Origin of the sequence: Gelidibacter salicanalis, assembly GCF_007997285.1 — a bacterium.
Taxonomy (GTDB): Bacteria; Bacteroidota; Bacteroidia; order Flavobacteriales; family Flavobacteriaceae; genus Gelidibacter; species Gelidibacter salicanalis.
Window position 1 is genome coordinate 72,536 of record NZ_VORX01000001.1, and the last position, 13,143, is coordinate 85,678.

General features: G+C 38.4%; 14 protein-coding genes. 12 read left to right on the forward strand and 2 right to left on the reverse strand.

Translation table 11 applies throughout. The features are described from left to right. Positions 1–246 precede the first annotated feature (246 nt). Positions 247–2,703, reverse strand: a complete 2,457-nt coding sequence (locus ES711_RS00255; protein ID WP_146888281.1) for an outer membrane beta-barrel family protein — start codon at positions 2,701–2,703, stop codon at positions 247–249. A gap of 121 nt (positions 2,704–2,824) precedes the next feature. On the opposite strand from ES711_RS00255, the gene ES711_RS00260 reads away from it, so the two are divergent. Further along, positions 2,825–3,193 (forward strand): CoA-binding protein, encoded by a 369-nt coding sequence (locus ES711_RS00260; protein ID WP_146888284.1) that lies wholly within the window; start codon positions 2,825–2,827, stop codon positions 3,191–3,193. Here ES711_RS00260 and ES711_RS00265 read toward each other — a convergent pair. Further along, positions 3,164–4,606 carry a sodium:solute symporter gene (locus ES711_RS00265; protein ID WP_146888287.1) on the reverse strand — a complete coding sequence of 481 codons (1,443 nt, stop codon included), beginning with the start codon at positions 4,604–4,606 and terminating at the stop codon, positions 3,164–3,166. The two genes, ES711_RS00260 and ES711_RS00265, sit on opposite strands and share 30 nt — an antisense overlap. 122 nt (positions 4,607–4,728) lie before the next feature. Between ES711_RS00265 and recR the strand changes: the two genes are divergently transcribed. From recR to ftsY, 11 genes are all read left to right on the forward strand, one after another. Continuing rightward, on the forward strand, positions 4,729–5,346 hold the full coding sequence (gene recR, locus ES711_RS00270) for a recombination mediator RecR (protein WP_146888290.1): 618 nt from the start codon (positions 4,729–4,731) through the stop codon (positions 5,344–5,346). 7 nt (positions 5,347–5,353) lie between these two features. Further along, on the forward strand, positions 5,354–6,448 hold the full coding sequence (locus tag ES711_RS00275; protein ID WP_146888293.1) for a glycosyltransferase family 2 protein: 1,095 nt from the start codon (positions 5,354–5,356) through the stop codon (positions 6,446–6,448). Positions 6,449–6,564: 116 nt separating this feature from the next. Next, positions 6,565–7,920: a dihydrolipoamide acetyltransferase family protein gene (locus ES711_RS00280; protein WP_146888296.1), complete on the forward strand. Its 1,356-nt coding sequence runs from the start codon at positions 6,565–6,567 to the stop codon at positions 7,918–7,920. Between the two features lie 152 nt (positions 7,921–8,072). Continuing rightward, on the forward strand, positions 8,073–8,849 hold the full coding sequence (locus ES711_RS00285) for a 3'-5' exonuclease (RefSeq protein WP_146888299.1): 777 nt from the start codon (positions 8,073–8,075) through the stop codon (positions 8,847–8,849). A 147-nt stretch (positions 8,850–8,996) separates the two neighbouring features. Continuing rightward, positions 8,997–9,608 (forward strand): fumarylacetoacetate hydrolase family protein, encoded by a 612-nt coding sequence (locus ES711_RS00290; protein WP_146888302.1) that lies wholly within the window; start codon positions 8,997–8,999, stop codon positions 9,606–9,608. 1 nt (position 9,609) lies between these two features. Then, the gene (locus ES711_RS00295; protein ID WP_146888305.1) at positions 9,610–9,951 is read left to right on the forward strand and encodes an Hpt domain-containing protein; all 342 of its coding nucleotides are present in this window, start codon (positions 9,610–9,612) and stop codon (positions 9,949–9,951) included. Further along, a complete protein-coding gene (locus tag ES711_RS00300; RefSeq protein ID WP_146888308.1) occupies positions 9,951–11,198 on the forward strand; it encodes a CinA family nicotinamide mononucleotide deamidase-related protein in 1,248 nt (415 codons plus the stop codon). Before ES711_RS00295 ends, ES711_RS00300 begins: the two co-directional genes overlap by 1 nt. A 78-nt stretch (positions 11,199–11,276) precedes the next feature. Beyond that, positions 11,277–11,513: a 50S ribosomal protein L28 gene (rpmB, locus tag ES711_RS00305; RefSeq protein ID WP_146888311.1), complete on the forward strand. Its 237-nt coding sequence runs from the start codon at positions 11,277–11,279 to the stop codon at positions 11,511–11,513. 26 nt (positions 11,514–11,539) lie between these two features. Then, positions 11,540–11,722: a 50S ribosomal protein L33 gene (gene rpmG, locus ES711_RS00310; protein ID WP_007648529.1), complete on the forward strand. Its 183-nt coding sequence runs from the start codon at positions 11,540–11,542 to the stop codon at positions 11,720–11,722. Between the two features lie 7 nt (positions 11,723–11,729). Then, complete coding sequence (locus ES711_RS00315; protein WP_146888314.1) at positions 11,730–11,882, forward strand: DUF4295 domain-containing protein; 153 nt, start codon at positions 11,730–11,732, stop codon at positions 11,880–11,882. 216 nt (positions 11,883–12,098) lie between these two features. Further along, positions 12,099–13,052, forward strand: a complete 954-nt coding sequence (gene ftsY / locus ES711_RS00320) for a signal recognition particle-docking protein FtsY (RefSeq protein WP_146888317.1) — start codon at positions 12,099–12,101, stop codon at positions 13,050–13,052. Positions 13,053–13,143 lie beyond the last annotated feature (91 nt).

The window sequence follows — 13,143 nt, forward strand, 5'->3', positions numbered from 1 at the left end:
GGGTTTTTCTACTATTAATCAACATTAACTAACACTTTGATTAACTTATAAAACTTATCACATTATCTATGACGCGAAAACGTGTGTTTTATTTCGTTAGAATGTCATTTTAACTAAGAATTTAACATTAATACCGATTTTTGAAAGGCTAATCCTATTAAATTAACAGTTTAATTTAGACAGTCATTTTTTACAGAATGGTAAGTATTAAAGTCGAAGTCTAAATTTGAATCAATTGATCTCAAATTACATAAATCCGCCACCAGATTTTTCATTGCCATCTCTATTCTTTCTTTGTAAGGCTTTGTATTTTCCACCTCCAAATCGGTAAGATAACCCCACATTCCACGCGTTACTTTCCCAATGGAATTCTCCAATTTGTCTATAAGGGCGATCACTTTCAAAGCCGCCACGCATGGTATTAAAAATGTCATTATAATTAAAACTGAAGGTGGCCGCATCATCAAATAAAGAGTAACGTAAACCGGTGTTGACAAAATACATTGATTTCCCAGTGAATTGTAAGCCTTCACGTTCAGATCTGTACATACCAAACACTGAGAAATTTAATTTTTTGGTGGCTTTAAAGGTGTTGTTCATTCTAAAACTATACGCCACAGTGTTCACTTTAATTTCAGTCAAGGCAATATCATTTAACGTTGGTGTCTCACCAACTGGCGTATTTAAAATTTCAGCAATGCCTTTCTGGTCTTGTGAAAAAAGGTCGAAGCTCGCGTTAAAATTCCACCACTTGGTCGGTTTGTAGTTGCTGGAAACTTCCACACCATAGGCTGAAGTGTTGTCAAAATTGTCATAGGTCAGAATCACTTTATTCAAATCGAGTCGGTCAATAAAAATGGCCTGATTGATTTCATCTTCAATAATTCTATAAAACACCCCGGCGGTTATGGAACCATTTTTCAGTGTTCTTGTATAATTGATTTCGGCGGAATTGGTGAATTGCGGTTGTAATTCTGTATTGCCATACATTGAAATTAAAGGCGTGCTCCATTCTCTGATCGGATTAACCTGTTGTAGGCCTGGTCTATCGACACGTCTGCTTACGCTGGCCTGGAATGCGTTTTTCTCACTGGGTGAATAGGTTAAAAATCCTGACGGAAACACCTGAATATAGTCGTTTTTAAAAGGAGTCGTTGTGCTAAAGGTTTTTGAAACGCTGATAGCTTCTGCGTCATCAGTCACAGCCTCAGCACGGGCGCCAATTTGATAGCTCCATTTTTCTAAGGTTTTACCGTAGGTGATATAAGCGGAATAAATGTCTCTGTTATAATTAAAATTGGTACTTGGTGTATTAACGACATTACCAGTTTGGTCAAAAGATTGGCCGGTAGAGGCGTAATTGACATCAGTGGTATACAAGCGTGCTTCTAAACCAACTTCCAGTTTAGTTTTATCACTTAGCGGATTTACATAATCTAAATTAAGTGTTGTCTGATTGCGTTTGGTAGCCACAAAATCTTCATAATTTGGAGGGAAACTGATATTGTAATAGCTAAAGTCTGTGTTTTCTGAGGCGTCAAAGACATTGTAATCTGCCTCCAACTCTATCGTTTCGCCCTCTTTATTGAATTCATGCTTATATACCAAATTGTATTGCGATGATAAATTATCGGAAAGATTGTTGAAAATTTGCTTTTGTGCTTCAGTATTCTCAGCAAAAATACTCGTGGTGCCTTTGACTTTCCCATCATACGTATTTTGATTTGTAAATACCGAAATCGTATTGTGGTCATCCGCGTAAAAATCGATGCCAAATTTGTATAGATGCGACTTATTATTTTCGAAAAAATTAAGGTCCTGATGGGAGTTGTCATCAGGGCGTTCTATAGTGCCATAATTGGTGCTTTTACCAATATTATTCCCATAATTTCCGTAAAGATTGAATTTTCCATTTCTATAATTTAAATCGACGGCGCTGTTAAATCGCGCATTAATATCCTTGGTTAACCCGACGTTAATAGTGCCATTAAATCCCACATTAGTGTTTTTATGAAGGATGATATTGATGATACCACTCATGCCTTCAGGATTATATTTAGCCGAAGGATTGGTAATCAGTTCAATTTGTTTAATAGAGGCAGAAGGGATTTGTTTAAGCAATTGAGCGATAGGAACATTAGATAATTTGCCGTCTATCATAACCCGAACATTCTCATTGCCTCTCAAACTTAAATTGCCGGTTTGCTGGTCAATACTCACGGAGGGAATGTTGTTCATAATGTCAGAAGCCGTTGGGCCGGAAGTGGTCAAATCTTTACCTACAGTGATGACCTTGCGGTCGACTTTCTGTTGAATGGTAGAGACTTCTGCAACTACGGTCACTTCATCCAAAGCAGCTATATCTTCTTCTAAAGAAATAGTGCCAAGGTTGACGTCGTAAACGTCCTTTCCAATCTGCACGGGTTGCGAAATGGTTTTGTAGCCCATGTATTGGACTAATACGATAAATTGTCCTTCAGAAAGTTTTGAGATTAAAAAACGGCCGTCATCTTGAGTAATTGTACCGGTTACATTTTCATTGCTACTGTTTTTAATCACGATAGTTACGTAAGGAAGTGGCACATTGAGCTGCGCATCTATGATTTTTCCTGTAATTGATCCTTCTTTTAGAGTGGACGTTGCTGAGGGTTGGGCATATAATGTGCTACACATTAACATGCAAAATAAAAATACTGATTTCATGGGTAAGTGATTTTTTACTTTGATTGATGAATTTTGATTTGATTGTTATAAAGGAGACGAGTATTTTTGTCTATTGTTACGCTCTTATGAGCATTTTTTTATAAAAACATATCTTTAAACTATGAAAAACAATAAAAAAACCTTGGTCTTTGGGGCCTCGTTAAACACCGGCAGGTATTCTAATTTAGCTCTGCACAAATTGGTAACGCACGGGCAAGAGAGTGTCGCTTTTGGATTGAGGAAAGGGGAAGTTGCGGGTGTTCAAATTGATACAGAATTGCAGCTTTATACTGATATCGATACGGTAACCATGTATATGAATGCCACTAGGCAAGCGCCTTTTTATGAATACATCATAGGACTGAACCCAGAGCGCGTGTTGTTCAATCCCGGGACAGAAAACCCAGAATTTTTTAAGTTGCTCAGAGAAGCAGGCATTGAATTTGAAATGGCCTGTACCTTAGTGCTGCTTGGTTCTAATCAATACTAATCCAGTAAAGGTTAAAAGCCCATTCAAGATGAGAATGAAATAACCAAACTCAAATCCGAGCCATTTTAAGCTATTAATGCTTATAAAATAGGAGAGAATAGGCGATAGAATGGCAATAAAAGGAACCCATTTATCTTTTATTTGCCATTTGGTGAACAGTCCAAAACTGTAAAGTCCTAGCAATGGTCCATAGGTGTAGCCGGCAAAAAGTAAGAGTTTTGCGATGACACTTTCATCTTGAATGGCGTATTTAAAAGCGATAATCACCACGATTAATACCAAGGAGATGAGAATGTGAATGCGTTTTCTCACCGCAATTTGTTTGGCGACATCATATTTCTTTTCAATGTCCAAAATATCAATACTGAAAGAGGTGGTTAAGGCAGTCAAGGTGCTGTCAGCACTACTGTAGGCAGCAGCAATCAATCCCAACAAGAAGAATACAAACACGCCAATGCCCAAATGGTTCTTTGCTAAAATAGGGAAGAGTTCATCTTTATGTGCATCAATTCCGTTTTTTTGAGCGTACACGGTTAATAAAAGTCCCAAACTTAAAATTACGAAGTTGACAATGGTCAAAATAATGGTAAACCAAAACATATTCTTTTGCGCATCCTTTAAGGTTTTACAGGTTAGGTTTTTTTGCATCATATCCTGATCTAGTCCGGTCATCACTATGGCAATAAATGCTCCGGAAATAAACTGGTTCCAAAAGTAATCTCCCGATTTAAAATCGTCAAAAAAGAAGGTTTTAGACAGATCACTATCCAAGACAAAGCCTAATAAATTGCCGCCACTTATGCCCAGATCATCACTCACATAATATATAGCTACCCCAACTGCAATCAGCATAAATAAGGTTTGCAGCGTATCCGTCCAAATAATCGTTTTAATGCCTGATTTAAAAGTGTATAACCAAATCAGGAACACGGTAATCGTAACAGTTTGCCAAAAGCTAATGCCCAAATCATCAAAAAGAAGCACCTGGAGTACGTTTGCAACTAAATACAATCGGAAACTCGAACCTACTAACCGTGAAATGAGAAAAAACGAAGCGCCAGTTTTATAGGAAGCATTGCCAAACCGCTGCTCTAAATAGGTGTAAATAGAGGTCAGATTAAGTTTATAATAAACGGGGAGGAGGACGGTGCCAATTACGAGATAGCCAACAATATAGCCCAACACCATCTGCATATAGCTAAATTGGGAAGATTCTATCCAGCCAGGTACTGATATAAAGGTAACCCCAGAAAGCGAAGCGCCAATCATTCCAAACGCTACCACATACCATGGCGCCTGTTGGTTCGCTTTAAAAAAGGTGCTGTTATCTGATTTTTGACCTGTGAGTAAAGAAATTAAAACAAGCACTCCAAAATAGGAGAGGATGAGTAGGATAATGGCTGTAGAATTCATGCATTATAAATATGGCACAAAGAACTTATTAAATAAATCAAATTCCAAAATTATAAGAATCATTGTAAAATAAGTCGGTTACAAACCATTTAAAATGTGTACTAATAATGTAATTTTGCAACATGGAATTTTCTTCAAAACTACTCGAAAAAGCAGTCTATGAAATGTCGCAACTCCCAGGTATTGGGAAACGTACGGCATTGCGTTTGGTGTTACATTTATTGAGACAACCCAAGGAACAAACCTTACATCTGGCTTCCGCTTTGCAACTGATGCGAAATGATATTAAATTTTGTAAAAGTTGCCACAATATCAGTGATACTGAACTTTGTGAAATTTGCGCCAACCCTCGCCGTACTAAAGAAATCATCTGTGTGGTTGAAGACATTAGAGATGTGATGGCTATAGAAAATACAAGTTCATTTAAGGGTTTGTATCATGTATTGGGCGGAAAAATATCACCTATGGATGGTATAGGGCCTAATGATTTGAACATTGCTTCGTTGGTGGCTAAAGTGAAAGAAGGCCGGGTAAAGGAATTGATTTTCGCCTTGAGTTCCACCATGGAAGGGGATACCACTAACTTTTATATTTTTAAACAAATTCAGGAATGTGATATTATAACCTCTACCATTGCCAGAGGAATTTCCGTGGGGAACGAGTTGGAATATACTGATGAGGTCACACTCGGACGAAGTATATTGAACCGAATTCCATTTGAAGCCTCTTTAAAATCCTAAGGTAGTTTTGAAATTATCGGTCGTCATCTTAAATTATAATGTGCGCTACTTTTTGGAGATCTGCCTAAGAAGTGTAGAAGCGGCACTTTCTGATATCGACGCCGAAATTATTTTAGTCGACAATCATTCGTCAGACGATAGTTGCGACATGGTCTCACAACTTTTCCCGCATGTGATTTTAATTAAGAATGAACAAAATTTAGGGTTTTCCAAAGGCAATGCCATTGGGGTGGCGGTGGCAAAAGGGGTATATGTTTGCATACTCAATCCTGACACCGTTGTAGGAGAAGACACCTTTAAGACGTGTTTAAACTACGCGGATGGCATTCCGGATTTAGGGATTTTAGGCTGTCAGCTGGTGGATGGTAGAGGACAATTTTTACCGGAAAGCAAACGCAATATCCCCAGACCAAAAATTGCCATTAAAAAAGTACTGGGCTTATCAAACGGTTATTACGCCAATCACCTAAAACCTTCAGAGGGCGGTCCGGTTTCTGTGTTGGTAGGTGCGTTTTTGCTCCTAAAAAAACAGGTTTATGACAACGTGGGCGGTTTTGACGAAGATTACTTTATGTATGGTGAAGATATTGATCTGTCCTATCGGATATTAAAAGCCGGATATCACAATCATTATTATGGACAGATCAGTTGTATCCATTTTAAAGGAGAGAGCACTATAAAGGACAAAACTTATGCGAGGCATTTTTATGGCGCGATGCAGCTGTTTTATCATAAGCATTTTAAATCGAATTTGTGTTTCGATACCTTGGTGCGGATGGGCGTTTGGATGTCCTCTGCTCTGGGTAAGACGTCCAAACAATCTCCCTCACCAATTAAGGAGTATTTGCTGGTATCCAACAATCCGGAGTTTGGCGCACAGCTGCCTTTCAACTATAAATCAATCAATAGCAATACAGCTGTGACCAAAGGTTCTCAAGTTATTTTTGATGCAAATACCTTAAGTTTTAAAGAAATTATTGAAAGCATGGTTGCATTATCGTCTCAGGATTCTGTGAGCTTCCGAATCTTATCCGCGGATGCGCAATTTATCATAGGCAGCGACAGCTCACAGCAGCGGGGTGAAGTGCTTTTATTAAAATAGCACCAATGAATATATGCGCTATGAATTCGGAAATTATAGCGGATTATGTAATGAAGTATGGCATTTTTAATTAATTTTGCAAGAGCAAATAAAAATTTTAGCATTAGAATAATAATATGGCAAAGTTTGAATTGAAACTTCCTAAAATGGGAGAAAGTGTAGCAGAAGCGACCATAACCTCATGGTTGAAAAACGTGGGCGACACTATAGAAGCTGATGAAGCAGTGTTAGAAATCGCAACAGATAAAGTGGATAGCGAAGTGCCCAGTGAAGTAGATGGGGTCTTAACGGAGATTCTATTTAATGTGGATGATGTGGTTAAAGTGGGGCAGACCATTGCTATTATTGAAACAGAAGCAAACGTTTCAGCGCCGCCAGAAGAGGCACCAGCTAAAATGTCTGCTGACGAAACTCCAGAAGTTGCTCAGGTTACACAAACTGTTGAAGCAGCGAAAACTGCCGTTGCAGCGTCGGTAACGTCTACTGAAGACCGATTTTACTCGCCTTTAGTTAAAAATATTGCCAAGCAGGAAGGCATTTCCCAGTCAGAATTGGATCAGATGTCTGGTACAGGAAAAGAAGGACGTGTTACAAAAAGTGACATGCTTGCCTATATCGCATCCAGAACAAGTGCACCAACGGCACAGGCTACTACAGATTCTGTGCAAGCAACAGCGCCACAAGCAGAAACAGCAAAGACTCCGTTGGCCAAAACAGAAAAAGCTGCGGAAAAGCCAAAACCGGCTTCTAGTGTTTTAGACAATGGCGATGAGATTATTGAAATGACCAGAATGGGCAAATTGATTGCACATCATATGGTAGAATCGGTACAAAAATCGGCGCACGTTCAAAGTTTTATTGAAGCGGATGTGACTAACATTTGGAATTGGCGTAATAAGGTCAAAAATGATTTCGCTAAACGCGAAAACGAAAGTTTGACGTTTACTCCTATTTTTATGGAAGCTATAGCCAAAGCACTTCGCGATTTCCCGATGATGAATATTTCACTTCAGGACGATAAAATCATCAAAAAGAAACATATCAATTTAGGAATGGCTGCGGCACTTCCAGATGGGAATTTAATTGTACCCGTAATTAAAGACGCGGACCAGTTAAATTTATTAGGAATGACCAAGCGTGTTAACGATTTGGCCAACAGAGCACGTCTCAACCAATTGAAACCAGATGATATTCAAGGTGGCACGTACACAGTAACCAACGTTGGTACCTTTGGAAGTATTATGGGGACACCAATTATTAATCAGCCACAAGTAGGGATCTTGGCTTTAGGCGCAATAAGAAAGGTGCCAGCGGTCGTAGAGACGCCACAAGGCGATTTTATCGGCATCCGTTACAGAATGTTCTTATCACATTCCTATGATCACCGAGTGGTTAATGGTGCTCTCGGAGGACAATTCGTAAAAGCTGTCAAAGATTATTTGGAAGCTTGGGAGGTGAATAGAGAGATTTAAAATCTTTATAACCCTCTCAGGTTGATTAGATCTGGGAGGTTATAAAAACAAAGGCTAAACAAATCATAAACCCAACCTTAAACTAGTTGGGTTTTTTTATTTTTACAACTGATTTTTATCAGAGCAACATTAACAGTTAATTTTAAAGTATCATGACGCTAAACCTCACCAAACCCATCTGCTTTTTCGACCTAGAAACTACAGGCATCAATATTACTTCAGACAGGATCGTGGAAATTGCCATATTAAAAATTTTTCCTGATGGTAAAGAAGAGCGAAAAACCTGGTTGGTCAATCCAGAAATGCCAATTCCGGCTGAGGTCACGGCAATTCACGGAATTTCCGATGCTGATGTTTCGGACAAACCTATCTTTAAAGAATTGGCAAAAGACATTCATATGATGGTTAAAGATTCAGATTTGGCCGGGTTTAATTCCAACCGTTTCGATATTCCCTTACTAGCAGAAGAAATGTTACGGGCGGGTGTCGATTTTGATATGAAAGGACGGGTTGCAGTTGATGTACAAACCATTTTTCACAAAATGGAACAGCGTACACTCTCTGCGGCCTACAAATTTTATTGTAATAAAAATCTTGAAGATGCACATAGTGCTGCAGCAGATACTGAAGCTACCTATGAGGTGTTAAAAGCGCAAATAGCACGCTACGATGAACTGGAAAACGATACCAAATTTTTGGCCGAATTCAGTTCTCGGAAGAAGTTTGCGGATTTTGCGGGGTTTATCGTCTATAATAAATATAATGAAGAATGTTTTTCTTTCGGCAAACATAAAACCAAAAGGGTAGAGGATGTCTTAAATGAAGAACCAGGGTATTTTGGCTGGTTACTCAACGCCGATTTTCCATTGTACACTAAAAAAGTCTTAACCGCCATTAAATTGCGAGCATTTAATAATAAATTAGCGTAGTTCAGTTGTCGGGAGTAACCATCAACTAGCTTAATAGATTTGCAGTTACTAACCCTTCCTAATGGAGCAACATAACTGTACATTTTCCAGTTAATTTATCGACAAACAAAGCCAATTTCCAATAGGAATAACTAATACAGCATCCACGTGAAAATCATTTGCATAGGACGTAATTACACGGAACATATCAAGGAGTTAGCCAATGAAAGGCCAACGGACCCAGTGGTGTTCTTAAAGCCTGATACCGCCATTTTATTAAAAAAACAACCGTTTTTTATTCCTGATTTTTCTAATGATGTGCACCATGAAGTAGAAATTTTAGTAAAAATTAATAAGGTTGGAAAATACATCAATAGAAAGTTTGCACATAAATATTATGACGACATTGGTCTGGGAATCGATTTTACAGCGCGCGATCTGCAACAGCAATTGAAAGATAAAGGCTTGCCTTGGGAAAAAGCCAAAGCCTTTGATGGCGCGGCGGTCATTGGGAAATGGGTGCCAAAATCGAAATTTGCATCGGTTGATGCTATCAATTTTTCTCTGGAGAAAAATGGCAGCGTGGTGCAACAGGGCAATACCAGCCATATGCTCTGGAAAATTGATGAGCTGATAGAATATGTTTCAAAATATTTCACTTTAAAGATTGGAGATATTATCTTTACAGGAACCCCTGCGGGCGTAGCTAAAGTAAAAGCTAATGATGAACTTAGGGGATTGATTGAAAACGATGAAATGTTTAAACTAACAATCAAGTAAAATGGAAAAGAATTATAAACTTTACCGTGTTCGCGAACTCGCAGATGGGGATGAGGATTTTGTGATGGCAATCGCCGCTGCATTTTTAGAAGAAGTTCCTGAAGATGCGGAACGCTTAAAAAAAGCGGTAGCAGAAAGGGATTATTACACCACTTACCAAGCGGCGCATAAAATGAAGCCTACTATTGATTTGTTTGAACTGGGGGTTTTAGAAGAGTTGATTACCGTTCAAGATTGGGGTAAATTGGAAAAAGATAACGAGGATGTAACTGCTCAATTACACATTGTATTAGAGGCCATTAAAAAGACGGTTGAAGAAATTAAGACCGATTTCAATCTCTAATGTTAGCAGAAATCATCACCATAGGGGACGAAATACTTATAGGTCAGGTTATAGACACCAATTCTGCGTTTATCGCCAAACAACTTAATAAAATTGGGGTTTCTGTTTATCAGATCACGTCGGTACAAGATGATAAGGAGCATATTATAAAATCCTTAAGGGAAGCAGAGGACAATGCCAATATCATCATTTTGACGGGTGGATTGGGCCCTACTAAAGACGATATTACCAAAAACACACTTGCCGAATATTTTAACGATTCGCTGGTCAGAAACGAAGCGGTGACAAAAAATATTTACCGAATTTGGAAAGATTACCTTAATAATGAGCCTACGCAGGTCAATTTAGACCAAGCTTTAGTGCCTTCAAAAGCTCAGGTTTTGATGAATTTGCACGGGAGTGCCCCAGGAATGTGGTTGGAAAAGGAGGGGAAAGTGTTTATTTCATTACCGGGGGTTCCGTTTGAAATGCGAGGCTTGATTGAAGATGTGGTCATTCCTAAACTAAGAAAACAGTACAAATTCCCTTATATACAGCACGAGACCATATTAACTTATGGACTGGGTGAGAGCGCCTTGGCTGAACGTATTGAAGCCTGGGAAGACCAATTGCCGCCCTACATTAAACTCGCTTATTTACCGAGTTTAGGTCGGGTAAGATTACGTCTTTCAGGTAAGTCTATGGACAAGCAATTAATTAAAAAAGAAATAAAACATCAAATTGCGTTGGTATTGCCACAAATTGAAGATATTTTTGTGGGCTTTGAACGCGATGAATCTATTGAAGCCGTTATTGGACAAGAATTGACCGCTTTGGGGAAAACCGTAGCCACAGCAGAGAGTTGTACCGGCGGTAAAATTGCTGAATCATTTACGGCAAATGCAGGTGCCTCAAAATACTTTAAAGGCAGTGTAGTCAGTTACGCTACACAAGCTAAAATAGAGGTTCTGAACATTGATGCTCAACTAATTGAAGAGTTTTCTGTAGTGAGTGCTGAAGTGGCGGAAGCCATGGCGGCCTCGGCCCTTAAACTATTTGGTTCAGACTATGCGATTGCAACTACGGGAAATGCAGGACCAGAAAAGGGTGATGCGGATACTGAAATTGGAAAAGTTTTTATAGCGATCGCTACAAAAGAAAAGGTCTTTTCTGAACAATTTAAATTTGGAAATCACCGACTTAAGGTTATTAATAGGGCTTCAAATAAAGCCTTAGAAATGCTTCAAAAAGAAATTTTAAAAAAGTAACAATTTTAGTTTGTTGGTATTGTAAAGTTTTACTAAATTTGCAAACTGTTTTAAATAACATCATTAAAGTTAGAAAGAATGTCAAGAGTTTGTGAACTTACTGGAAAAAAAGCGATGGTTGGAAACAACGTATCTCATGCGATGAATAAAACGAAGCGTAAATTTGATGCAAATTTGATCAAAAAACGTTTCTATATTCCTGAGGAGGATAAATGGGTAACTTTAAAAGTTGCTACATCTGCGCTGAAAACCATCAATAAAATTGGAATTTCTGCTGCGATCAAAGAAGCAAAATCTAAAGGATTTTTAAAATAATAGCCACAAGCTAAAAAGTTAAGATAATGGCAAAAAAAGGTAATAGAATTCAAGTTATATTAGAGTGTACTGAGCACAAAGAGTCTGGACAACCAGGAACTTCTCGTTACATTACTACGAAAAATAAAAAGAATACGCCAGACAGAATGGAGATTAAGAAATTTAATCCTATCCTTAAGCGTATGACAGTTCATAAAGAGATAAAATAAGTAAGTCATGGCAAAGAAATCAGTAGCATCGTTACAAACAGGATCTAAGAGATTAACCAAAGCTATTAAAATGGTTAAATCACCTAAAACAGGAGCTTACCAGTTCGTTGAACAAGTCATGGCCCCTGAGTTTGTGGACGAATTTTTGAAGAAAAAATAGATATATACCCTATATTTTTTAAAACTGCTTTCATATGAAAGCAGTTTTTTTATGTCTATATTTGAGCCGAATATGACAAATTAGCAGATTGAACTTTGGGGCAAGAAATTTGTTATCAGTTTTTTGTGCGATGGCTTGTGTACATGCAGGTTGCCGCATTTTAAGCGTCTAAGGTAATAGCAGGCGCCACAACCAACTACATATAACGTAAAGACCATGAGCTTTTTTAAAAAAATATTCTCTTCAGAAAAAAAAGAAACCTTAGACAAAGGATTAGAAAAATCTAAAACCACCTTCTTTACAAAGCTCAATAAGGCCGTTGCCGGAAAAGCCAAAGTTGATGATGACGTACTCGATAATCTGGAAGAAATTCTAGTAGCAAGTGACGTTGGGGTCAATACCACCCTTAAGATTATTAGCCGAATCGAAGAACGTGTAGCGCGCGATAAATATTTGGGTACTTCTGAGCTTAATCAAATTCTTCGTGAGGAAATCGCGGGATTATTATCCGAGGTCGATAGTGGTAATGCCACAGAATTTTCCGTACCAAAGGATAAAAAGCCCTACGTTATTATGGTGGTTGGGGTAAATGGAGTGGGCAAGACCACTACCATTGGTAAATTGGCATCGCAATTTAAGAAACAAGGCTTAAGCGTTGTGCTAGGTGCTGCAGATACTTTTAGGGCAGCAGCCATTGATCAACTTCAAATTTGGGCAGATCGTGTAGATGTGCCTATGGTACGACAGGATTTTGGTAGTGACCCGGCGTCTGTAGCTTTTGATACGCTTAAAAGTGGCGTCAATAAAAATGCTGATGTCATTATCATTGATACTGCAGGCCGTTTGCATAATAAAATCAACTTAATGAACGAGTTGACAAAAATTAAACGTGTCATGCAAAAAGTAATTGTTGATGCGCCTCATGAGGTGTTGTTGGTATTGGACGGCTCTACCGGACAAAACGCTTTTGAGCAAGCCAAGCAGTTTACCAACGCTACTGAAGTCACTTCTTTGGCGGTAACTAAATTGGACGGCACCGCAAAAGGTGGTGTGGTGATCGGGATTTCTGATCAATTTAAAATTCCTGTTAAATATATTGGTGTCGGTGAAGGTATCGATGATCTTCAAGTTTTTAATAAAATAGAATTTGTAGATTCTTTCTTTAAATAGCACGTAGCCAAAAGTTATCTTTTTATAAAGTACCCTCAGTAACGCGGCAATGATAAACACGGTTTGTGCTCTCGCTAGATGTAGGCGAATC